The sequence below is a fragment of the Streptomyces sp. BPTC-684 genome, assembly GCF_030028635.1.
Lineage (GTDB): Bacteria > Actinomycetota > Actinomycetes > Streptomycetales > Streptomycetaceae > Streptomyces > Streptomyces noboritoensis.
The window spans coordinates 668,853-691,378 of sequence record NZ_CP124863.1; the positions used below are offsets into that span (position 1 = coordinate 668,853).

The window sequence follows — 22,526 nt, forward strand, 5'->3', positions numbered from 1 at the left end:
CGCGGTGGGTGTGTTCGTCTTTCTGCCGCTCGTCCTGCCGCTGACCGCCTGGCCGATCGCCCGGCTGGCCGAGCAGCAACTGCATCCGCGCGCGGCGACATGGCTGCTCGCGACGGTCGGCGGCGTCCTCGCGCTGTGCAGCACCCTGTGCCTGATGCTGCTGATGGTGGTGGGCACGGCGCAGTTGCCGGGCAATCCGCTGCCCGACGCGTGGGCCGACCCCGAGGTGCGGGCCGTGCTGCCGTACGACGAGGTGGTGGGCCAGGCGGCGATTCCGCTCCTGGTGACGGTCGCCGGGGCGTGCGCGCACCTGGTGTGGCTGCACCGGCGGGTGCGTACGCGCGCGGCCCGGGCGCTGGCGGGGCTGCCCGAGGGCAGGCTGGCCCTACTGCCCGACGACTCGCGGGCCTACGCGTACGCCCTGCCGGGCGGGCGCGGTGCGGCCGGGACGCGCGGGCGGATCGTCGTGTCGCGCGCGATGCTGGAGAGCCTCGACGCGCGCGAACGGCAGGCGCTGATCGCGCACGAGGAGGCGCATCTGACGGCGCGCCACCACCGGTTCCTGCTGGCGGCCGGGCTCGCGGCGCGCGCGAACCCGTTCCTGCGCCCGCTGCGCACCGCCGTGGCGTACACCGCCGAGCGCTGGGCGGACGAGGACGCGGCGCGGACGGTGGGCGACCGCAGGACGGTCGCCCGGGCCATCGGCAGGGCCGCGCTGGTGTCGCGCCCGGCGGCGGGCCGGGGCGCGGCGACCGCGCTGGTGGGGTTCGCGACGGCCGGGCCGGTGCCGCGCCGGGTGGCGGCGCTGCTCGGCCCGGTGCCCCCGGCGCCCGCGCTGCCGCCCGCGTGGACGGCGGCCGGGCTCGCGCTGTGGACCGCCGCGGTCGGCGCGGCGGTCTCGGCACTGTCGTCGGCGAACGCGACCGTGACGCTCTTCACGGTGCTGAAGGCCGCGACCGTGCTGTGAGGGGCCGCCCCGGCGGGCGGCCCGGCTCACGGAACGGGCGTTCCTACAGGCAGAACGGGCCCTCCTACAGGTCGAATTCAGCCGGCGGCAGGTCCAGCGTGTAGCAGGCTTCCCGCACGACGGCCTGCTCCGTCTTGTCGAAGTCGCCGTCGGCGCCGCCGATGACGATGCCTATCTGGATCACCGCGCGCGCCTCGGCGGGCTTCTTCTTCGCCTTGGCGACCTCCTGCAACACGCTGACCTTGCCGAAGTCGAAGTCGGCGGTGAGCTTGTTCAGGTAGTCGTCGAAGCGGCGCTGGAGGTCGTCGGCCGGGAAGTTCTGCAGCACCTCGTTGGTGGAGATGAGCTGCGCGACGCGGCGCCGCTCGGACGGGTCGACGGTGCCGTCGGCCGCGGCGACCAGGGCGCACATCGCCATGCTGGCGTCCCGGAACGCACCGCTCTTCAGGTCGTTCTTCTTGGCGAGCAGCTGCGTCTGCATGGTCGACGCGGACTCCTTGAAGCGGTCCCACAGGGCCATGAGGTCTCCATCTGGTCTCGATAGTCACTTCTACAACGCTGTAGAAACTGACGGGCGGGCCGAATGGTTCCCACGGCGCGTCATTTCCCTGCGAGATTTCCCTGCGAGCCGCGGCTCACTCCCGGCTCACTTCAGGGTGAGCCGCGGTCTGGGCGCGTCCGTACGGCCGGTCGGAGGCCTGCGGCTGCCCGCCCGGTACGGCGCCGGCCAGGGCGCTCCGGGTCCCGAGTAGCCCTGCTCGGCGGCCGCGTGCAGGGTCCAGTGCGGATCGTGGAGATGGGGCCGGGCGAGGGCGCAGAGGTCGGCGCGGCCCGCGAGCAGCAGCGAGTTCACGTCGTCCCAGGACGAGATCGCCCCGACCGCGATGACGGGCACGCCGAGCGTGTTGCGGATCCGGTCGGCGTACGGCGTCTGGTACGAGCGGCCGAACTCGGGTCGCTCGTCCGGGACGACCTGCCCGGTGGACACGTCGATGGCGTCGGCGCCGTGCGCGGCGAACGCGCGGGCGATCTCCACGGACTCCTCGGCGGTGGTGCCGCCCGGCGCCCAGTCGGTCGCGGAGATGCGGACGGTCATCGGCCTATCGGCGGGCCAGATGCCCCGCAGCACGTCGAACACCTCCAGCGGGAAGCGCAGCCGGTTGGCGAGGGAACCACCGTAGGCGTCCGTGCGTTGGTTGGTGAGAGGGGAGAGGAATCCGGAGAGCAAGTAGCCGTGGGCGCAGTGGAGTTCGAGCAGGTCGAAGTCGCAGCGGGCGGCCCGCCAGGCCGCCGCGGCGAACTGCTCGCGGATGTCGGTCAGCCCCGTGCGGTCGAGCGCGTGCGGGACCTGGTTGACACCGGGGCGGTAAGGGAGCGGTGAGGCGGCGGCGAGGGGCCAGTTGCCGTCGTCGAGCGGCTCGTCGATGCCTTCCCACATCAGCTTGGTCGAGCCCTTGCGCCCGGAGTGGCCGAGCTGGACGCCGATGGCGGTGCCGGGGGCCTGCCGGTGCACGAAGTCGGTGACCCGGCGCCAGGCCGCGGCCTGCTCGGGGGTGTAGAGACCGGTGCACCCCGGAGTGATGCGGCCCTCCGCGCTCACGCACACCATCTCGGTCATGACCAGGCCCGCGCCGCCCAGGGCCCGGGCGCCGAGGTGGACGAGGTGGAAGTCGCCGGGGAGGCCGTCCACGGCGCTGTACATGTCCATGGGAGAGACGACGACGCGGTTGCGCAGTTCGAGCCCGCGCAGCCGGAAGGGGGTGAACATCGGAGGCGTGCCGGAGGGGCAGGGGAAGTCGCGCTCGACCACACCGGTGAAGCCGGGGTCGCGCAGCCGCAGGTTGTCGTGGGTGACCCGGCGGCTGCGGGTGAGCAGGTTGAAGGCGAACTGCCGGGGCGGCTGGTCGAGGTAGAGCGCCAGCTCCTCGAACCAGCGCAGACTGGCGGCGGCCGCGCGCTGGGTGGACTCGACGACGGGCCTGCGCTCCAGCTCGTACGCGGCGAGGGCGGCCGGCAGGGTGGGCTGCTCCTCGACGCAGGCGGCCAGGGCGAGGGCGTCCTCGACGGCGAGCTTGGTGCCGGAGCCGATGGAGAAGTGCGCGGTGTGGGCGGCGTCGCCGAGCAGCACGGTGTTGCCGTACGACCAGTGCGCGTTGACGACGGTACGGAAGACGGTCCAGGAGGAGTTGTTGCTCCGCAGCGGCCGGTTGCCCAGGGCGTCCGCGAAGATCTTGGCGCAGCGGTCCACCGACCCCTGTTCGTCGAGCTCGTGGAACCCGGCCGCCCGCCAGACCTCTTCGCGCATCTCGACGATGACGGTGGAGGAGTCGGCGGAGAACGGATAGCCGTGCAGTTGCATCACGCCGTGCTCGGTCTCGGCGATCTCGAAGCGGAAGGAGTCGAAGGCGAAGTCGGCGGCCAGCCAGATGTAGCGGCAGCGGTGGCCGGTGATACGGGGCGCGAAGTGCTCGGCGTGCGTCTCGCGGGTGGCGCTGTGCACACCGTCGGCCGCGATGACCAGGTCGTAACCGGTGGCGAGTTCGACGGCGGGCGGCGCCTCGGTGCGGAAGCGCAGGTGCACGCCGAGGGCGCGGCAGCGCTGGTGCAGGATCTCCAGGAGCCTGCGCCGGCCGAGCGCGGCGAAGCCGTGCCCGCCGGAGGTGAGGGTGCGGCCGCGGTGGACGATGTCGATGTCGTCCCACCGGACGAACTCGGCCTTCAGCGCCTCGTACACCACGGGGTCGGCGTGCTCGATCCCGCCGAGGGTCTCGTCGGAGAGGACGACTCCGAAACCGAAGGTGGTGTCGGGGGCGTTGCGCTCCCAGACGGTGATCTCGCGTTCGGGGCGGAGCCGTTTGAGCAGTGCGGCGGCGTACAGCCCGCCGGGACCGCCGCCGATGACCGCGATCCGCAGCGGCCGTTCGGCGGCGGGGTCAGGGGTGCTGTCCCGGGGCCCGGGCACGGCTCAGCGCCCCTGCCATTTGGGGGGCCGCTTCTCGGTGAAGGCGGCGTGGAACTCGGCGTAGTCCTGCCCGTTCATCAGCAGCGCCTGGGTGGCGGCGTCGAGTTCGACGGCGGCGGCGAGCGGCATGTCGAGTTCGGCGGTGAGCAGGGCCTTGGTCTGCGCGTACGCGAGGGCGGGTCCGGCCGCGAGGTGGCGGGCGAGCTCGGCGGCGCGCGCGTCGGCCTGCCCTTCGTCGGTGAGCTCGCTGAGCAGGCCGATCCGTTCGGCCTCGGGCGCGCGGACCGGCTCGCCGAGCATCAGCAGCCGGGTGGCGTGGCCGAGCCCGACGACGCGCGGCAGCAGATAGGCCGCGCCCATGTCGCCGCCGGAGAGGCCGACCTTGGTGAACAGGAAGGAGAACCGGGCGGAGGGATCGGCGATACGGAAGTCCGCGGCCAGCGCGAGGACCGCGCCCGCACCGGCCGCGACGCCGTGGATCGCCGCGATCACCGGGAAGGGGCATTCCCGCACGGCCCGTACGACCTGGCCGGTCATCCGGTTGAAGTCGAGCAGCTGGGCGGTGTCCATGGAGAGCGTGGCGCCGATGATCTCGTCGACGTCACCGCCGGAGCAGAAGCCGCGCCCCTCGCCCGCGAGCACCAGGGCGCGCACGGCCCGCTCGCGGGCGAGCTCGGCGAGCAGATCGCGGAGGTCGGCGTAGGCCCCGAAGGTGAGCGCGTTCAGCTTCTCGGGCCGGGCGAGGGTGACGGTGGCCACCCCGTCCTCCACGGAAAGCCGCAGGTGGCGCCAGTTTTCGGTACGGGGTGCGGAGCTGGGGAACGGGCTCATGAAGTGCGGCCTCCTCAGCGGGCTGCCAGATGCCTGCACCTCGAAGGTATCACTGATGTGTGACCGTCGTCACGAGTACGCGATATGGGGAGGGACGGGTGGGGGTGCGGGCCGGGCGGTTACGCCGGGTGGGCGCGCGCATGGGGTGCGGCGCGGCCGCGTACGCGCGGGTGAGCGTGTGGCCGGGCTGCGATCCGGGCCGGCCTGGGGCGAGGCGGCGGCGCCGGGGAGGAGAGCCGGCGGGTAGGTACGCCCAGGCGAGCGAAGGGACCGGGCTGCGACCCGAAAGAGCCCGCCCGAGTCGAGGTGGCGCCGCCGAGGAGGAGGTGCGGCGGGCAGGCACGCCCAGCCGAGCGCGGGACCGGGCGCGCCCCGGGCAAGGGCCGCCCCAACGCGCGGCGGCGGCGCCGGGGCGGAGAGGCGGGGCGAAGGGCCCCTCTTCGGTGCGTCGCACGTCCCTTTCGCCGCCTGCCAGGGGGCTCTATCCGACCCCTTGCCCCGGTTCGTAAAGTTGAAAGCGAGTAGCAGCGCCCCGCGCACCCCCCGCGCCCCGGACGCTCCACGCGACCGAACGGAAACCCCCGCCGTGCCCGACCCCTCCGGCGCCGCCCGCGACCCGGCCGGCGCCCCGGCCTCCTGGCGCATCCCGCTCCCCCACACCAACGCCGCCGTCCCCATCGCCCGCGCCCTGATCCGTACCGCGCTGGCGGACATCGACGCCCCCGCCGACAGCGACACCGCCGAACTGCTCACGGCCGAGCTGGTGGCCAACGCCGTCGAGCACACCGCCGCCGACCAGCCCATCGAGCTGGTCGTGGAGCTGCTGGACTCGGGCTGCCAGGTCGAGGTCCACGACCGCTCCCCGCTGCCGCCGGGTGACCTCGGCACCCCGGAACCCGACGCCGAGCCCGACCCGTGGCAGGAGCACGGCCGGGGCCTGCTGCTGATCCGCACCCTGAGCTCGGCCTGCGGTCACCGTCCCACCGCGCACGGCAAGGCGGTGTGGTTCACGCTGCCGGCGCGTCCGCCCCTGCCGGAGTTCCCGTAAGCGTCGCGACCATGACCGCCTTGATGGTGTGCAGGCGGTTCTCCGCCTCGTCGAAGACCACCGAGTGCACGGATTCGAAGACCTCGTCGGTGACCTCGAGCTCGGCCAGCCCGTACTGCTCGTGGATCTCGCGGGCGACCGCCGTGCCGAGGTCGTGGAAGGCGGGCAGGCAGTGCAGAAACTTGACGTCCGCGTTGCCGGTGGCGCGCAGGACGTCCATGGTCACGGCGTAGGGCGCCAGCGCCTTGATCCGCTCGGCCCAGATCTCCTTCGGCTCGCCCATCGACACCCAGACGTCGGTGGCGACGAAGTCCGCACCCGCCACGCCTTCGGCGATGTCCTCGGTGAGGGTGATCCGGGCCCCGCTCCGCTCGGCGGCCCGGTGCGCGAGGGCGACGACGTCATCGGCCGGCCAGTACGCCTTGGGCGCCACGATCCGTACGTCCATGCCGAGCAGCGCGCCCGTGAACAGGTAGGAGTTGCCCATGTTGTACCGGGCGTCACCCAGATAGGCGAAAGCGGTCCGGTCGAGGGGCTTGTCGGTGTGCTCGGTCATGGTGAGGACGTCGGCGAGCATCTGGGTGGGGTGCCAGGCGTCGGTGAGGCCGTTGTAGACCGGCACGCCCGCGTGCGCGGCGAGGGTCTCGACCGTCTCCTGGGCGTCCCCGCGGAACTGGATCGCGTCGAACATCCGGCCGAGCACCCGTGCGGTGTCCCGCGCCGACTCCTTCTTGCCGATGTGCGAGCCCGCCGGGTCGATGTACGTCGTGGAGGCACCCTGGTCGGCGGCCGCAACCTCGAAGGAGCACCTCGTACGCGTCGACGGCTTCTCGAAGATCAACGCGATGTTCCGCCCGCGCAGCCGCTGGACCTCGGTGCCCGCCTTCTTGGCGGCCTTGAGCTCGGCGGCGAGGCCCACCAGAGCGCGGAACTCCTCGGCGGTGAAGTCCAGCTCCTTGAGGAAGTGGCGGCCTGCGAGGTCTGTCGCCATGGTGACTGCTCCTGGGTGACGGAAGGCGGGAACACTGTAAGTATATGCGATTCAACGCATCACTATACGGCATCGCGTTCCACGGGACAGCTCATGCACCGCGGCCCGCCCCGCCCCCGCCCCAGCTCGCTGCCGGGAATCTCGATCACCTCGATGCCCTGCTTGCGCAGATGCGTGTTGGTGGTGACATTGCGCTCGTACGCCACCACCACGCCCGGCTCGACCGCCAGGACGTTGCACCCGTCGTCCCACTGCTCGCGCTCCGCCGAGTGCACGTCCTGGGTGGCCATCAGCACCCGGATCCCGTCCAGGCCCAGCGCCGCCGCTATGGCGCGGTGCATGTGCTCCGGCGGATGGTCGGTCACCTTCAGCTCCTGCTCACCGGCGCCCGGCTCGATCGTGTACGAGCGGAGCATGCCGAGCCCGGCGTACTGAGTGAAGGTTTCTCCGTCGACCATCGTCATCACCGTATCGAGGTGCATGAAGGCCCTGCGCTTGGGCATGTCCAGCGCCACGATCGTCCCTGCGGAACCGGCCGCGAAGAGCCCGCGCGCCAGCATCTCCACGGCCTGCGGAGTCGTCCGCTCGCTCATCCCGATGAGCACCGCGCCATTGCCGATCACCAGCACGTCGCCGCCCTCGATGGTCGAGGGATAGTCGCTCTGCCCCTTCGACCAGGTGTGGAACCGCCCGGCCTCGGGGCCCGCGAAGAGCGGATGGTGACGGTAGATCGCCTCGAAGTGGACCGTCTCGCGCTGCCGGGCGGGCCAGCGCATCGCGTTGATGGACACCCCGTCGTAGATCCAGGCGGAGGTGTCACGCGTGAAGAGGTGGTTGGGCAGCGGGCCCAGCAGGAAGTCGTCCAGGTCCATCGCGTGGAACCGGACGGACACCGGCTCGGCGTGGCGCTCCAGGAACTCCCGCTTGGTCATACCCCCCACCAGCGCCTCCGCGAGCTCGGCGGCGGACAGCTCGTCGAACGCCTCGCGCAGATGCCCGGTGGCCAGCGGCCCGTACTCCTTCTCGTCGAAGACCCGGTCCAGTACGAGCCGTCTCGCCTGCGGGATCGCCAGCGACTCGCGCAGCAGATCGCCGAAGAGGTGCACCTCGACCCCGCGGTCGCGCAGCACGTCCGCGAAGCCGTCGTGCTCCTGGCGGGCCCGGCGCACCCAGAGCACATCGTCGAAGAGGAGAGCGTCCTTGTTGCTCGGAGTGAGCCGCTTCAGCTCCAGATCGGGCCGGTGCAGGATGACGCGGCGCAGCCGCCCGGTCTCGGAGTCGACATGGAATCCCATGTCCCCATCCTGTCCCGCCCGCAGCCCGCTCACCCGGCGAACCGGCGGCTTCGGCCCCGGCCCGTGGGGGCGCGGCCGCACGGCCGCGCCCCCACGGCGTCACAGCCTGGGGTCCACCGGCTCCGACTCCAGGGCCAGGACCGCGAAGACCGCCTCGTGGACACGCCACAGCGGCTCCCCCGCCGCCAGCCGGTCCAGCGCCTCCAGGCCCAGCGCGTACTCCCGCAGCGCCAGCGACCGCTTGTGGCCCAAGGAGCGCTGCCGCAGCCGCTCCAGGTTCTCGGAGCGCACGTACTCCGGACCGTAGATGATCCGCAGATACTCACGTCCGCGCACCTTGATGCCGGGCTGCACGAGGCGCCCCTTGCCGTCCCGGGCCAGCGCCTGGAGCGGCTTGACCACCATGCCCTCGCCGCCCGCACCGGTCAGCTCCAGCCACCAGTCGACACCGGCCCGCACCGAAGCCTCGTCGCCGGTGTCGACGACCAGACGCCGGGTGACCTGGAGCAGACCGGTCGGGTCGTGCTCGACCAGCCGGTCCAGCCACGCCAGCTGCTCGTCGTGCGGCACCGCGGCCAGGCTGCGGCCCTGGGCGGCCAGGATCTGGAAGGGCGCGAACCGCACCCCCTCCAGGCCGTCCGTGGTCCAGCAGTACCGCCGGTACGCGTCGGTGAACGCCTCCGCGTCCCGCGCCCGCTCACGCTGCCGCGCAAGCAGCCCGTCCACGTCGACACCGCGCGCCGCGGCCGCCTCCAGAGCCCCCAGCGCACCCGGGAAGACCGCCCCGGACGCGGCACCCACCGCGGCGTACTGCGAACGCAGCAGCCCCGAGGCCTTCAGCGACCACGGCATCAGCTCGGCGTCGAACAGCAGCCAGTCCGTACCGAGCTCGTCCCACAGCCCGGCCGCGGACACGGCCGCCCGCAGCCGCCCGAGGACCTCCTCGGTGACGGCCGCGTCGTCGAAGAACGGACGACCGGTGCGGGTGTGCAGGGCACCCGTCGGCCCCTCCACCCCGAACCGCTCGCGCGCCGCCTCGGCGTCACGGCACACCAGGGCCACCGCCCGCGAGCCCATGTGCTTCTCCTCGCACACGACCCGCGCGACCCCGTCCGCCGCGTACTGCGCGAACGCCTCCGCCGGGTGTTCCAGATACCCCTCCTCCCGTGAGGTCGCCGTCGGTGCCATCGTCGGCGGCAGATACGCGAGCAGCCTCGGGTCGACCGCGAACCGGCTCATCACTTCGAGCGCGGCCGCCGCGTTCTCCTCGCGCACCGCCACATTGCCCAGCTGCCCGGTCTCCACGACCCGGCGGCCGTGCACATCGGCGAGGTCGAGCGGGCGTCCGTCATGGCCACCGGGCGCCTCGGTGGCCAGCGGACGGACCGGCTCGTACCAGACCCTCTCGGCAGGCACGTCGACGAGCTCGCGCTCCGGCCAGCGCAGCGCAGTCATCTTTCCGCCGAACACCGCACCCGTGTCCAGGCAGATGGTGTTGTTGATCCACGACGTGTTCGGGACGGGCGTGTGGCCGTAGACGACCGCCGCGCGACCCCGGTAGTCCTCGGCCCACGGGTAGCGCACGGGCAGGCCGAACTCGTCGGTCTCGCCGGTCGTCTCGCCGTACAGCGCGTGCGAGCGAACACGCCCTGACGTACGCCCGTGGTACTTCTCGGGCAGACCCGCGTGACAGACGACCAGCTTGCCGCCGTCGAGCACGTAGTGGCTGACGAGCCCGTCGATGAACTCCTTCACCTGTTCCTTGAATCCATCGTCCTCCCTGTCCAACTGCTCGATGGTTTCCGCCAGTCCATGGGTGCGCTGGACCTTCTTGCCACCCAGATAACGTCCGAGCTTGTTCTCATGGTTCCCGGGAACGCACAGAGCGTTACCATCGGCCACCATTTTCATCACGCGGCGCAACACACCCGGGCTGTCCGGGCCGCGGTCCACGAGGTCACCGACGAAGACCGCCGTACGGCCCTCGGGGTGCGCGCCGTCCACGTAGCCCAGCTTCGCCAGCAGTGTCTCCAGCTCCGAGCGGCAGCCGTGGATGTCACCGATGATGTCGAAGGGACCGGTGAGGTGGGTGAGGTCGTTGTAGCGCCGCTCGATCGCGATCTCGACGCCGTCCACCTCCGCCTCGGAGCGCAGGACATGAACCTTGCGGAACCCCTCCCGCTCCAGGCCGCGCAGCGAACGCCGCAGCTCACGGCGGTGCCGCGCGATGACCTGGCGGGGCATGCCGGCGCGGTCGGGCCGGGCCGCGTTGCGGGCGGCACACACCTCCTCGGGCAGATCGAGGACGATGGCCACGGGCAGCACATCGTGCTCCCGGGCCAGCTGGACCAGCTGTCTGCGGCTCTCCACCTGCACGCTGGTGGCGTCGACGACGGTCAGCCGCCCGGCCGCGAGCCGCTTGCCCGCGATGTAGTGGAGCACGTCGAACGCGTCGCCGCTGGCGCTCTGGTCGTTCTCGTCGTCGGCCACCAGGCCGCGGCAGAAGTCGGACGAGATGACCTCGGTGGGCTTGAAGTACCGACGGGCAAAAGTGGACTTGCCCGATCCGGTGGCGCCGACGAGGACGACGAGGGAAAGGTCGGGGACGGCGAGCGCGCGCTTGCGGGGCGGGGTCGGGGTTCCGGGGGCGGTCCCTGTCCCAGCTCCAGTCCCGGTCTCCGTGTTCGTCTCAGCACTGGTGCTGGTGCTGGCACTCGTATTGATGCTGGTACCGGCCTCGGAGTCGGTGTCGTTCTCGGCGTTCATGCGGCGTTCGCCTCCTTCACGGTCGTGATCATCTCGAATACAGCCATCTGGGTGGGCGGACCCACCTCGGCGTCGTCCGGCCCCACGGGCACGAACTCGACGCCGTACCCGTGCCGTTCGGCCACCGAAGCTGCCCAGTCGCGGAACTCCGCGCGCGTCCACTCGAACCGGTGGTCGCCGTGGCGCACATGCCCGGCCGGGAGCGACTCCCAGCGCACGTTGTACTCGACGTTCGGCGTCGTCACGATCACCGTTCGCGGGCGCGCCGCGCCGAACACCGCGTACTCGAGCGCGGGCAGCCTAGGCAGGTCGAGGTGCTCGATCACCTCGCTCAGCACGGCCGCGTCGTACCCCTTGAGCCGCTTGTCCGTGTACGCGAGCGAGCCCTGCATCAGGGTGATCCGCCCGGCCTGGCGCTCGCCCATCCGGTCGAGGTGCAGCCGCCGCGCGGCGATCGTCAGCGCGCGCATCGAGACGTCCACGCCCACGATGTCGGTGAACCGGACGTCCTTGAGCAGCTCCTGCACCAACTGGCCCTGGCCGCAGCCCAGGTCGAGCACGCGGCTCGCCCCGGCGGCGGTCAGCGCCGCCAGGATGGCGTCGCGCCGCTGCACGGCGAGCGGCACGGGCCGGTCCTCGGTGTCGGTCGTCTCGTCCACCGCGTTGTCGATGGCCTCGACCGCGATGTCATCGGCCTCGGCCAGCCGGACCAGTTCGAGGCGCTCCATCGCCTGCCGGGTCAGCCCCCAGCGCCGGGACAGATAGCGGCTGGTGATCAGCTTCTGCTCGGGGTGGTCGGCCAGCCAGCCGTCACCGGCGCGCAGCAGTTTGTCGACCTCGTCGGGCGCGACCCAGTAGTGCTTGGCGTCGTCGAGCACCGGCAGCAGCACGTACAGCTGCCGCAGCGCGTCCGCGAGCCGCAGCTCCCCTTCCAGCACGAGCCGCACATAACGGGACTCGCCCCACTCCGGGAACTCCTTGTCCAGCGCTACGGGCTCCGCCGAGACCGAGGCCCAGCCCAACGGCCCGAACAACTTGTGTACGAGGTCGGCGCCACCGCGCGCGGGCAGTGCGGGCACCTCGATCCGCAGCGGCAACGGCGCCTCCGCCCGCTCCGGCAGCGCGTTGCACACACCGCGCAGGGCGCTCTTGAAGACGGTGCTCAGCGCGACGGACATCAGCGACGAGGCCGCGTACGGGCGGTCGTTGACGTACTGCGCCAGCGCGGAATCGGGAGCTCCGCCACGGCCCTTGCCCTTGCCCCGCCGCACCAGCGCGACCGGATCCACCTCCAGGAGCAGCGCGGCCGTGCAGCGCTCGGCGGTCGCCTCGGGGTAGAGGACGTGCGCGGTGCCGTGCGACGTGGAGAACGCCTGCGCCTTCCCGGGATGCTTGTGCAGCAGAAACCCGAGGTCGGTGGCGGGGCGTTCAGGGGTACCGGTCGTGGTGATTGTCAGGAACACGCGTCGAGTATCACCCGGTTTGGAGGGCTCCTACCAGGCATTTTCCCGTGGGTGCCAGGAGCGGCGCGCCGAGCCGGGCGGTGCATGCCGACCCGTCGTGCCCGGTTCGATACGCCGTCCTCGGCGTCAGCCCGTTCCCGCCCGGCGCTCCACCCCTGGGATCAGCCCGTCCCGTCTCTCACTCCTCTTCCGCCACGAACCCCGCCAGCCGTGCCATCTCCCCCGGCCCCACTCGGCAGCAGCCGCCCACCAGGCGGGCGCCCGCCGTGCGCCAGGCACGCACGCGGGACGGGTCGAACGTGGCCCCGCCCCGCCACGACCGGGCCTCCGCGTCCCAGCGCTCCCCACTGTTGGGGTAGACGACCACCGGCTTGCCCGTGACCGACGCCGCGAGCTCCACGGCGTGGTCCGCGTCGGCGGGCGTGCAGCAGTTCACGCCCACGGCGATCACCTGGTCCAGGCCCACCGCCAGCGCGAACGCCTCCTCCAGCGGCTGGCCCGCCCTGGTCCGCGGCCCCTCCACGCTGTACGACAGCCACACCGGTACGCCGCACCCCTCGACCGCCCGCAGCAGCGCCTCGGCCTCGTCGGCGTCGGGCACGGTTTCCAGCGCGAGCACGTCCGGCCCGGCCGCCGCCAGCGTCTCGACGCGGGGGCGGTGGAAGCGCTCCAGCTCCTTCACCGCAAGCCCGTACCCGCCCCGGTACTCGCTGCCGTCGGCCAGGAAGGCGCCGTAGGGGCCGATGGAGGCGGCGATCCAGACTTCGGCGTTCTTGGGGGGCTCCCCCTCCCCTCCCCCCACCCCCCTCCCCGCCCTCTCCCCCGCCCCCCTTGCCAGCTCCACGCTCCGGGTGAGCAGGGCCGTCGCCTCGCGGCGGGGCACTCCCCGGTGGGCGAAGCCCTCGTACGTCGCCTGGTAGCTGGATGTGATCAGCACCTGTGCGCCCGCCCGTACATACGCCTCGTGTGCGGCCTCGATCTGGCTCGGGTCGTCGGCCAGCAGCCGGGCCGACCAGAGCGGGTCGCTCAAGTCGCAGCCCTGGGCCTCCAGTTGGTTGGAGAGGCCGCCGTCGAGGACCACGGTCCGTTCGGCCAGGGCGTCGGCGAGTGGACGGGCGGGCCGCACGGTCAGGCCCCGTTCAGCTGGGACTGGACCTGGGAGGAGATCAGTTCGAGGTGATCGAGGTCGTCCAGGTCGAGAACCTGGAGGTAGATCCGGGACGAGCCGATCGCCTCGTACGCGCCGATCTTCTCCACCACTTCGGCGGGCGAGCCCGCCAGCCCGTTCGCCTTGAGCTCTTCCACCTCCCTTCCGATGGCGGCCGCCCGGCGCGCCACTTCGGCGTCGTTCTTTCCTACGCAGACGACCAGGGCGTTGGAGTACACGAGGTCGTCGGGGCTGCGCCCGGCGCTCTGGGCGGCGGCGCGCACCCGGCCGAACTGCCGCTCGCTGTCGGCCAGGGAGGCGAACGGGATGTTGAACTCGTCGGCGTACCGTGCGGCCAGCCGTGGGGTGCGGACCGCGCCGTGGCCGCCGATCAGGACCGGCACCTTGGCCTGGGCGGGCTTGGGGAGCGCGGGCGAGTCGGTGAGCTGGTAGTAGGTGCCGTCGTGGTTGAAGGTCTTGCCGGTCTCGGTGGCCCAGAGGCCGGTGACGATGGCCAGTTGCTCTTCGAGCCGTGCGGACTTCTCCTTCGGGAAGGGGATGCCGTACGCCTTGTGTTCGTCCTCGAACCAGCCCGCGCCCAGGCCGAGTTCGATGCGGCCGCCGGACATCTGGTCCACCTGGGCGACCTGGATGGCGAGGACGCCGGGGAGCCGGAAGGTCCCGGCGGTCATCAGTGTGCCGAGGCGGATGCGGCTGGTCTCGCGGGCGAGTCCGGCGAGGGTGATCCAGGCGTCGGTGGGGCCCGGGAGGCCGTCGGCGGAGCCCATCCGCAGATAGTGGTCGGAGCGGAAGAAGGCGTCGAATCCGAGGGCTTCGGTGGCCTTCGCGACGGCGAGGAGGGTGTCGTAGTCGGCGCCCTGCTGGGGCTCCGTGAAGATTCGAAGATCCATGCATCCATCCTGCACCTTCGAACTGTCGTCAACCCCGCCCTTGCCGCATGCGCGATGGCTGCCCAGTCGGGTGAATATCGTCCACCTGACGGGCCGCGCGGGCCCTGACCAGTGACTGTCGCGCTGAGTGGTCGTTGGCTCGGGCGGAGCCGGACCGCCCGGCCCGCGCGCCGGCGGCCGTTGCCGACGCGTCTGTCGAACTGCCACCCCCGCAGCCGCGCGGGAGGGCTTGGGCCGAGGAGGCCGCCATGTCCCAGGAAGCCGTGCCGGAACAGGCCGTGCCGCAGGAGCCGGCCGGGCAGTCCGCGCCCGAGCAGAAAGGTGCGCCGAAGGGGCTGCTGCAGCAGATGGAGGAGCTGATGGCGGCGCTGAACGCGGATCTGTCGCAGCTCGACGCGGATCTGCAGTCGTCCGCCGAGCGGGTGGCGCCGGGGCGGGACGCCGGTGGGCACGTGGAGGGCCGCTCCACGGGCGTGTGAGTGCCGGTGTGGCGGCTTCCGTCCGGTCATGACGGCCCCGCCGTCGAGTCGCGCAGGGCGCCGGGCCGTCTTTCCTGCTCGCGCACGGTGAGTCTGCGGAGCATTCCGCGGACCCGGTCGCTCGACTCGTCGGCGGCGTCGATCGCTTCGATGCACTGCCAGTAGAGCCCTTCTTCGTCGGTGGCGCAGGCGACGCCGACGAGGGCCATGCCGACGTCTCCGAGCAGGCCGCCGAGTCCGGTCAGGGTCTGTCTGGCGTCGGTGACTTCGGAGAGCTGGGTGGCGCGGATGCCGCCGATGCGCAGCCCGGGGTGGTCGAGGGCGCCGCAGCCGCGGCCGCCGGTTTCGCTGAGGCCGCGCGCTTCGCCCCTGAGCTCCGGCGGGCCGGTGGCCGCCAGGTGGCTTCCGATGGCCTGGGCGAGGGCTTGTGCCTGCCAGGCCTCGGCGACGATCTCCAGCGCCGCGGTGCTTTCCGCGAGCGCCAACCTGCTCACTCCGATGAGCCGTACCGCGTCCATGCGCCGCCCCCGTTCATACGACGATCCGTTTCCCCGTCACTACCTAGAGTGAGCTTCTGAGGCCAGGAAAGCCAGAGGAATTGGGAAATCTGTGGACGAGCAGGGGGTTTTGAATAACTCGCTCACTCCGAAGAGTGACCGTTTGGACTTTCTTCGGGGTTTCGTACAGGGGCGGGGCCGGTTTGTGCAGGGGCCTGCCCGGTGGAGGGTTGCGGGGCGGGCGGGGCGGTGGGGACGGGGAAGCGGAGCTCGTTGCGGTCGATCTTGGCGGAGAGCGCGGCGAGCGGGTCGATGCCGAGGACCTGGCAGAGCTGGAGGAGGTAGGCCAGGACGTCGGCGACTTCGTCGGTCACCCGGTGGGCGCGGTCGGGGTCGCGCATGACGCGGTCGGACTGCTCGGGGGTCAGCCACTGGAAGATCTCGAGGAGTTCGGAGGCCTCGACGCTGAGGGCGGAGACGAGGTTCTTGGGGGTGTGGAAGGGCTGCCAGTGGCGCGCGGCCGCGAAGTCGGCCAGTCGGCGCTGGAGTCCCGCTACGTCGAGTTCGGTCACGGCTCCAGGTCTACCACTGCCGCCCCCTGGACTCCTCGGGCGCACCCGGCGTCCGTGACGGTGCCGGTGAGGCGGATGTGGCCGCGTCGGCACATCTCGGCGGCCAGTGAGGCCAGTTCGCCGGCCTGGCGCCGGTCGAGGCCGCGGTCGAAGCCGTCGGTGAGGACGGTGAGGGTCTGCATGGCGGACGGGATCTCGGCGACGGTGTCGACGGCGAGCACTCCGGGGCCGGTGAGCAGGACCAGGGCGAGCGCGAGGTAGCGCAGTTCGCCTTCGCCCAGGCGGGCCACGGGCGTGGGTGTGCGTTCGCCGCGGCCCACCACGGCCCGTAACGTGCCGTCGGCCAGTTCTTCGGCGGCGAGCGCGGTGACCGGGCCGGCGCAGCCCGCGCGGGCCGCGGTGACCAGCCGGGCGTGCCGGATGGTGCACTCCTCGGCGGTGCGGGAGAGGATCTCGGCGAGGTTGTCGCAGCCGCGCCGCAGCCGTCCCTGGCCGGGCGGGACGGATTCGCGCATGCGCTGCGGCTGGGGGTCGCAGGCGAACACGGACCGCAGGGCGACGACCACTTGCTCGGCGGCGGCGAGGACCCGCAGCTGTCCCTCGGTCTTCCCGGCGACGCGCAGCGGCAGCAGGGCGGTGCCGAGCCGGTCGTCGGGGAGCGGGGCGCGGGTGACCGGGACGGCGCCGGCGGTGTGCCAGGCGGCCTGCACGGTGGAGCGGCCGGGGTCGCGCAGGGCGGTGGACAGGAGGGTGTCGCCGTCGCTGGTCAAACGTTCGCCGACGACGCGGAGTTCCGGCTCGGCCTGGACGGCGAGGTCGAGCCGGACGGGCCCGGCCGGACCGTCGACGGTGCAGCCGATGCGGAACCCTCGGCGGCCCTGGGCGTCGGCCTCGGCGCGTTCCGGTACGCAGCCGGCGGGGTCGGGGAACGCCGAGGCGAGGGTGGCGCCGGAGCCGAGCCGGGCCAGTGCCTCGTACGCCTGGAGGACGCTGGACTTGCCGCTGCCGCTCGGTCCCGCCAGGAAGGTGAGCGGGCCGAGCGGGAAGACCGCGCCGCGGTGCGACTTGAAGGCGGAGAGCCGCAGTTCGGTGACGGTGGGCCGGTCACAGGTTCCGTTCATGGAACGGAACCGTATGAGCGAGAAACGTGACGAACCGTTACGCCTCGATCACCTTCCTACGAATGAGGGACGGTTCCCCGCACGGGAGACGGCCCTGGGCCGGTTCCCGCACCGGAGAGGGCCCTATGCATGCGGGACGACGGCCTCGGCGATGCCCTCCACCTCCGTGCCGACGGGGGCGAGGAGGAAGACGTTGCGGTCGACCCGGTGCATTCCGCTGCCCAGGCCGAAGACCACTCCGCTGCTGAAGTCGAGGATGCGCTTGGCGACTTCGGTGTCCGCGCCCGTCAGATCGAGCAGGACCGGGGTCTGCGCCATCATGTATTCGGCGACCTCGCGCGCGTCCGCGAAGACCTGGACGCGCAGGACCACGAAGCGGCGCTGTGCGACGGCCGCGTACTCGTTGGGGATGGTGCGGTGGTCGACGCGCGACGGCCACTCGTTGCGACTGCGCAGCGGAACGACCTGGGCGAGCCCCTCCCACTGTTCATCGGTGACGTCGTACCTGCTCACCGGACCACCTCGCCCATGTGCTGTATCTGCATCCGGCCATGATGACGCCGCTCACCCGTTCAGCCCAACTCCGACACGGCTCTGAGCTGTGAAGTTGTCCGAACCGAGGCGTACTAACGTGCGGTCCGGGAGTCGATCGCGTCGGCGACCAGGGCGAAGAACCGGGCGTGGGCCCGGGCGCTGCACGGCGTCTCCGGGTTCCACGGCAGTACGCGCGCGCGGTCCTCGATCGCCCTCCAGTGCGCGTCGGCGCGCAGCTGCTCGACGGGGGTGGCGTTCACCCGTACGTCGGACAGGACGATCTCGGCGGGCAGGGCGGCCGCCTCCTCCCAGGTGAGCGTCGTCCAGTTCGCCCCGGTTCCGGCGGGCGGCTCCACCAGGTGGACGCCGTGCTCGGCCAGTGCGCGCAGCTCCGGCCAGGCGCCCGGGCGCGCCACGTGGACCTGGTCGGTCCCGGCGGGCGAGAGGGCGAGTACGCGGGGCCCCGCGGGCGGGTCCGTCTCCGCGTACGCGCGCGTGGCGGCCGTCACGGTGCGCAGGCGGCGCTGCGCCGCGTCGAGGAGGCGGGCGGCGTCCTCGTGGTGGCGGTCGCCGCCGAGGGCGCGGGCGAGGTCGGTGAAACGGTCCCTGATCTCTGCCAGGGAGCGCGAGTGACCGATGTCGATGACGACCACCGGAACGTGTTCTTCCAGGTGTTTGGCCGTCTCGGGGGCGAGGCCGTAGACCTGGCCGCCGCCGTAGCTGACGGCCACCACGAGGTCGGGCGTGCCCTGGAGCAGTACGTCGAGGTCGAGGGCGGCGCCCGCGCCCAGGTAGCGCAGGCGGTCCAGGGGCAGCCCGCCGGCCTTGGCGCGGTCGGGCGCGGCCCCGTCGTGGAAGGAGCCGAAGACGGCTCCGGGGCCGACTCCGTGGTCCCAGAGCGTGGCTCCGGCCTGGATGTAGGCGGTCACCCGGGTGGGTACCGCCCCCGCCGTCGCCACTTGCCCGCGGTCGTCCGAGAACTGCCAGACCGGCTTGTCCATGAGGTCACATGCCCCCTGTAGGTCGCTGTGCGCGCCAGCGCCGGGTCACGCTACGCCCGAGTCGTCCCGCCCCGCCAGGATCCGTACCCGATTACCTGCCCGCCGTCCCAGCGCGTCACCCCTTTCGGCGCTCCGGTCGTCCGCGCCCCGGCGCTTGGGAGTGCTCGACGCGCGGGGTCGGGGGCGGCTGGCTAGCGTGGCAAGCCGGACCGTCTGTCACACAGGAGAGAGCACAGTCATGGCCGCAGAACCAGAGGGCACTCCGTGCTGGGCCGATGCGATGTTCACCGATGTCGAGGGAGCGAAGAGCTTCTACGGTGACGTGCTGGGCTGGACGTTCGGCGAGGCGTCGTCGGAGTACGGCAACTACACACAGGCGTACGCGAACGGCAGGGCGGTGGCAGCCGTCGTGCCTCCGATGCCGGGCCAGGAGGGCCAGTCGGCGTGGTGTCTCTACCTCGCGTCGCCGGATGTCGCCGCCACCGCGAAGAAGATCAAGGACAACGGCGGCGAGGTGCTGATGGAGCCGATGCAGGTCGGTGACTTCGGTTCGATGGCGATCGCCCGCGAGCCCAGCGGCGCCGTTTTCGGCGTGTGGCAGGCGGGCAGCCACGAGGGCTTCGAGGCCAAGGGCGTGCCCGGCGCGTTCTGCTGGGCCGAGTTCTTCACCCGCGACCCGGCGAAGGTCGACGCGTTCCTGCCCGCGGTGTTCCCGTACGGCGCGAAGCAGATGCAGGACGACGCGGCCGACTTCCGGGTCTTCAGCGTGGGTGACGAGATGGTCATGGGGCGCATGAAGATGACGGAGGAGTTCCCGCCCGAGGTCCCCTCGTACGTGAACGTGTACTTCGCGGTCGACAACTGCGACGACGCGGTGGCGAAGGCGGTCAAGCGGGGCGGGGTGCGGCGGTTCGGGCCGATGGACACGCCCTTCGGCCGGTTCGCGGCGCTCAGCGATCCGCAGGGCGCGTCGTTCTCGGTGATCGACCTGCAGACGACACAGGGCGAGATGCCGCAGATGGCCGACGTGTAGCGGGCCGGATGGGTCCCGGGGTGTTCGGGCACGCGCGCGTGCCCGAACACCCCGGCCGTGTCAAGCCCCCTGCCGCACCTGCGTCCTGATCGTCCGGGCGGCCTCGACGAGGTTCTCCAGGGACTGCCTCGTCTCGGTCCAGCCGCGGGTCTTCAGCCCGCAGTCGGGGTTGACCCAGAGCCGTTCCGGCGCGATGGCCGCAAGCCCCTTGCGCAGCAGTGCGGCCGCCTCCTCGGCGCTCGGTACGCGCGGCGAGTGGATGTCGTAGACACCAGGCCCCACCTCGCGCGGATAGCCCGCGGCGGCGAGCTCGTCGGCCACCCGCATGTGCGAGCGGGCCGCCTCCAGGCTGATGACGTCGGCGTCGAGGTCGTCGATGGCCTGGAGGATGTCACCGAACTCGGCGTAGCACATGTGGGTGTGGATCTGGGTGTCGGGACGTACGCCCGCGGTGGTCAGGCGGAACGATTCCGTGGCCCAGTCCAGATAGGCCGCGCGGTCCGCGGCGCGCAGCGGCAGCGTCTCGCGCAGGGCGGGCTCGTCGACCTGGATGACCGAAGTGCCCGCCGTTTCCAGGTCGTCGACCTCGTCGCGCAGGGCGAGCGCCACCTGGCGGGCGGTCTCGGCGAGCGGCTGGTCGTCGCGGACGAACGACCAGGCCAGCATGGTGACCGGTCCGGTGAGCATGCCCTTGACGGGGCGGTCGGTGAGCGACTGGGCGTAGGCGGTCCAGCGCACCGTCATCGGCTTCGGCCGGGAGATGTCGCCGGCCAGGACCGGCGGGCGGACGTAGCGCGTGCCGTACGACTGGACCCAGCCGTGCTGGGTGGCGAGGTAGCCGGTCAGCTGCTCGGCGAAGTACTGCACCATGTCGTTGCGTTCGGCCTCGCCGTGGACGAGGACGTCGATGCCCGCCTTCTCCTGGAAGGCGACGACCTCGCGGATCTCGGCCTTGATGCGCTCCTCGTAGCCCGCGGTGTCGACGCGTCCGGCGCGCAGGTCGGCGCGGGCGGAGCGCACCTCGGTGGTCTGCGGGAACGACCCGATGGTGGTCGTGGGCAGCAGAGGCAGTCGCAGGCGGGCGCGCTGGGCCGGTGCGCGTTCGCCGTACGGCTGGGAGCGGCGGCCGTCCGCCTCGGTGACCGTCGACGTACGCGCGCGTACCGCCGGGTCGTGGGTGAGGGCGGAGCCGGCGCGCGAGGCCAGGTCGGCGCGGTTGGCGGCGAGTTCGGCGGCGATGGCGCCGGTGCCGCTGGTGAGGCCGCGGGCCAGCGTCACGGTCTCGGCGGTCTTCTGGTGGGCGAAGGCGAGCCAGCGGGCGATCTGCGGGTCGATGTCGCGTTCGGCCGTCGCGTCGAGCGGGACGTGCAGCAGTGAGCAGGACGGTGCCACGTCGACGGTGCCGGCGAGGCCGAGGAGCGTGCCGAGGGTGGCGAGGGACTTCTCGTAGTCGTTGATCCAGATGTTGCGGCCGTCGACGACGCCCGCGACCAGCCGCTTGCCGGGCAGCCCGCCGACGGCCGCGAGGCCGTCGAGGTTGGCGGCGGCCGGTCCCGTGAAGTCCAGGCCGAGGCCTTCCACGGGCGCCTTGGCGAGGACGGGCAGGGCCTCGCCGAGGCGGTCGAAGTAGGAGGCGACCAGCAGCTTGGGGCGGTCGGTGAGGCCGCCGAGCGCTTGGTAGGCGCGGGCGGCGGCGTCCAGTTCGGCGGGGGTGCGGTCCTGGACGAGGGCGGGCTCGTCGAGCTGCACCCACTGGGCGCCGGCCGCCCGCAGATCGGCGAGCACCTCGGCGTACACGGGCAGCAGCCGCTCCAGCAGGGCCAGCGGCTCGAAGTCGGCGTCGACGCCGGGGGCGGGCTTGGCCAGGAGGAGGTAGGTGACCGGTCCGACCAGGACGGGCCGGGCCGCGAGGCCGAGCGCCAGCGCCTCGGTGAGCTCGGCGACCTGCTTGCCGGAGTCGGCGGTGAAGACGGTGCCCGGGCCGAGTTCGGGGACCAGGTAGTGGTAGTTGGTGTCGAACCACTTGGTCATCTCCAGCGGCGCCACGTCCTGGGTGCCGCGGGCCATGGCGAAGTAGCCGTCCAGCGTGTCGGTCTCGACGGCGGCGCGGTGCCGGTCGGGGATCGCCCCCACCATCACGCTGGTGTCGAGGACGTGGTCGTAGTACGAGAAGTCACCGGTGGGCACCTCGTCGACGCCCGCCTCCGCGAGCCGGCGCCAGTTGGCGCGGCGCAGGTCGCGGGCGGTGTCACGGAGGGCGTCGGCGCCGACGCGGCCCTTCCAGTAGCCCTCGACGGCCTTCTTGAGTTCCCGGTCGGGGCCCTGGCGGGGGTAGCCGTACACGGTGGCCCGTGCCGCCGCGGCTGCGGACTTGCTGGTCACGAAACTCTCCTTCGCGAGAATGTCCCGAAATCGACCCCGGTACGGGTCGTGGGCGCGAAGGGATGACAGACAGGGCGGCCTACGCGGAACGGTGCCCGCGCTCGAACCGCCTCTTGTCCCGCCGACCCGCCCACGAGGTCACCAAGATCTCCGCGCGCGGTCGGTCGCGCACGGGCAACGGGCAGGTCTTCGGACTCGCGGGCACGCCTGCCGGTCTCCCGGCGGACACCTACTGGCCGTCGCTTCCCAGACCCGGCCGGGCCCAGTGCGTATGACGGCGGTCGTTCCCGCTCACCGCTGCGGGGCAGTCCCGGATTCCCACCGGGTTCCCTCTTGCGACGCGCCTGCCTGGCGGGCAGGGCGAACCAGCTGCGAGCGCCACCCTACCCAGACACGGGGCCGGACCGCCCCCTCACACCGGACGTGCACGCCCCGTGATGTCCGACATCGGAGGCGTGCCGCAGTCGCACACAGGTGCTCACAGCATCGGGGCGCGATTAGTGTGGCCGACGTAACCACTCGTGAT

General features: G+C 72.2%; 18 protein-coding genes, 1 pseudogene and 1 riboswitch. Of the genes and pseudogenes, 4 read left to right on the forward strand and 15 right to left on the reverse strand.

What is annotated here, in order from left to right; genetic code table 11:
* Positions 1-4: 4 nt before the first annotated feature.
* Positions 5-967 carry a M56 family metallopeptidase gene (locus QIY60_RS02965; protein WP_283140990.1) on the forward strand — a complete coding sequence of 321 codons (963 nt, stop codon included), beginning with the start codon at positions 5-7 and terminating at the stop codon, positions 965-967.
* A gap of 64 nt (positions 968-1,031) precedes the next feature.
* Here QIY60_RS02965 and QIY60_RS02970 read toward each other — a convergent pair whose 3' ends face one another.
* The 3 genes from QIY60_RS02970 to QIY60_RS02980 all read right to left on the reverse strand — a co-directional run bounded on the left by QIY60_RS02970 (position 1,032) and on the right by QIY60_RS02980 (position 4,760).
* Complete coding sequence (locus tag QIY60_RS02970) at positions 1,032-1,487, reverse strand: TerB family tellurite resistance protein (RefSeq protein ID WP_266984794.1); 456 nt, start codon at positions 1,485-1,487, stop codon at positions 1,032-1,034.
* Between the two features lie 126 nt (positions 1,488-1,613).
* Positions 1,614-3,929 (reverse strand): bifunctional salicylyl-CoA 5-hydroxylase/oxidoreductase, encoded by a 2,316-nt coding sequence (locus QIY60_RS02975; protein WP_283140991.1) that lies wholly within the window; start codon positions 3,927-3,929, stop codon positions 1,614-1,616.
* 3 nt (positions 3,930-3,932) lie between these two features.
* The gene (locus tag QIY60_RS02980; RefSeq protein ID WP_283140992.1) at positions 3,933-4,760 is read right to left on the reverse strand and encodes an enoyl-CoA hydratase family protein; all 828 of its coding nucleotides are present in this window, start codon (positions 4,758-4,760) and stop codon (positions 3,933-3,935) included.
* Positions 4,761-5,346: 586 nt separating this feature from the next.
* Between QIY60_RS02980 and QIY60_RS02985 the strand changes: the two genes are divergently transcribed.
* Positions 5,347-5,808 carry an ATP-binding protein gene (locus QIY60_RS02985; protein ID WP_283140993.1) on the forward strand — a complete coding sequence of 154 codons (462 nt, stop codon included), beginning with the start codon at positions 5,347-5,349 and terminating at the stop codon, positions 5,806-5,808.
* Here the strand turns inward: QIY60_RS02985 and argF are convergent.
* The 6 genes from argF to QIY60_RS03015 all read right to left on the reverse strand — a co-directional run bounded on the left by argF (position 5,768) and on the right by QIY60_RS03015 (position 14,381).
* The gene (gene argF, locus QIY60_RS02990) at positions 5,768-6,799 is read right to left on the reverse strand and encodes an ornithine carbamoyltransferase (RefSeq protein ID WP_283140994.1); all 1,032 of its coding nucleotides are present in this window, start codon (positions 6,797-6,799) and stop codon (positions 5,768-5,770) included. The genes QIY60_RS02985 and argF overlap by 41 nt on opposite strands.
* A 62-nt stretch (positions 6,800-6,861) precedes the next feature.
* On the reverse strand, positions 6,862-8,094 hold the full coding sequence (locus QIY60_RS02995; protein ID WP_283140995.1) for an arginine deiminase: 1,233 nt from the start codon (positions 8,092-8,094) through the stop codon (positions 6,862-6,864).
* Between the two features lie 99 nt (positions 8,095-8,193).
* The gene (locus QIY60_RS03000) at positions 8,194-10,860 is read right to left on the reverse strand and encodes a polynucleotide kinase-phosphatase (RefSeq protein ID WP_283140996.1); all 2,667 of its coding nucleotides are present in this window, start codon (positions 10,858-10,860) and stop codon (positions 8,194-8,196) included.
* Complete coding sequence (locus tag QIY60_RS03005; protein WP_283140997.1) at positions 10,857-12,323, reverse strand: 3' terminal RNA ribose 2'-O-methyltransferase Hen1; 1,467 nt, start codon at positions 12,321-12,323, stop codon at positions 10,857-10,859. Before QIY60_RS03005 ends, QIY60_RS03000 begins: the two co-directional genes overlap by 4 nt.
* Before the next feature lie 178 nt (positions 12,324-12,501).
* Positions 12,502-13,449, reverse strand: coding sequence for a homocysteine S-methyltransferase (gene mmuM / locus QIY60_RS03010; RefSeq protein ID WP_283140998.1), 948 nt, complete (start codon positions 13,447-13,449; stop codon positions 12,502-12,504).
* Between the two features lie 2 nt (positions 13,450-13,451).
* Positions 13,452-14,381 (reverse strand): LLM class F420-dependent oxidoreductase, encoded by a 930-nt coding sequence (locus tag QIY60_RS03015; RefSeq protein WP_283140999.1) that lies wholly within the window; start codon positions 14,379-14,381, stop codon positions 13,452-13,454.
* Between the two features lie 248 nt (positions 14,382-14,629).
* On the opposite strand from QIY60_RS03015, the gene QIY60_RS03020 reads away from it, so the two are divergent.
* Positions 14,630-14,860, forward strand: coding sequence for a hypothetical protein (locus QIY60_RS03020; protein ID WP_283141000.1), 231 nt, complete (start codon positions 14,630-14,632; stop codon positions 14,858-14,860).
* A gap of 26 nt (positions 14,861-14,886) precedes the next feature.
* Here the strand turns inward: QIY60_RS03020 and QIY60_RS03025 are convergent, their stop codons facing one another.
* From QIY60_RS03025 to QIY60_RS03045, 5 genes and pseudogenes are all read right to left on the reverse strand, one after another.
* Positions 14,887-15,378, reverse strand: coding sequence for a DUF6099 family protein (locus tag QIY60_RS03025; protein ID WP_101390628.1), 492 nt, complete (start codon positions 15,376-15,378; stop codon positions 14,887-14,889).
* Positions 15,379-15,608: 230 nt separating this feature from the next.
* A pseudogene (locus tag QIY60_RS03030) lies at positions 15,609-15,929 on the reverse strand (nucleotide pyrophosphohydrolase); the annotation flags it as partial.
* The gene (locus QIY60_RS03035; RefSeq protein WP_283141001.1) at positions 15,926-17,050 is read right to left on the reverse strand and encodes an ATP-binding protein; all 1,125 of its coding nucleotides are present in this window, start codon (positions 17,048-17,050) and stop codon (positions 15,926-15,928) included. The pseudogene QIY60_RS03030 and the gene QIY60_RS03035, both read right to left, overlap by 4 nt.
* Before the next feature lie 123 nt (positions 17,051-17,173).
* Complete coding sequence (locus tag QIY60_RS03040) at positions 17,174-17,563, reverse strand: cell division protein SepF (RefSeq protein WP_283141002.1); 390 nt, start codon at positions 17,561-17,563, stop codon at positions 17,174-17,176.
* 113 nt (positions 17,564-17,676) lie between these two features.
* Positions 17,677-18,585, reverse strand: coding sequence for an ABC transporter substrate-binding protein (locus tag QIY60_RS03045; protein WP_283141003.1), 909 nt, complete (start codon positions 18,583-18,585; stop codon positions 17,677-17,679).
* 238 nt (positions 18,586-18,823) lie between these two features.
* Here QIY60_RS03045 and QIY60_RS03050 point away from each other — a divergent pair, with 238 nt between their 5' ends.
* A complete protein-coding gene (locus QIY60_RS03050) occupies positions 18,824-19,618 on the forward strand; it encodes a VOC family protein (RefSeq protein WP_283141004.1) in 795 nt (264 codons plus the stop codon).
* A gap of 60 nt (positions 19,619-19,678) precedes the next feature.
* Here the strand turns inward: QIY60_RS03050 and metE are convergent, their stop codons facing one another.
* Positions 19,679-22,000: a 5-methyltetrahydropteroyltriglutamate--homocysteine S-methyltransferase gene (metE, locus tag QIY60_RS03055; protein ID WP_283141005.1), complete on the reverse strand. Its 2,322-nt coding sequence runs from the start codon at positions 21,998-22,000 to the stop codon at positions 19,679-19,681.
* 183 nt (positions 22,001-22,183) lie between these two features.
* Positions 22,184-22,335, reverse strand: a riboswitch (cobalamin riboswitch).
* Positions 22,336-22,526 lie beyond the last annotated feature (191 nt).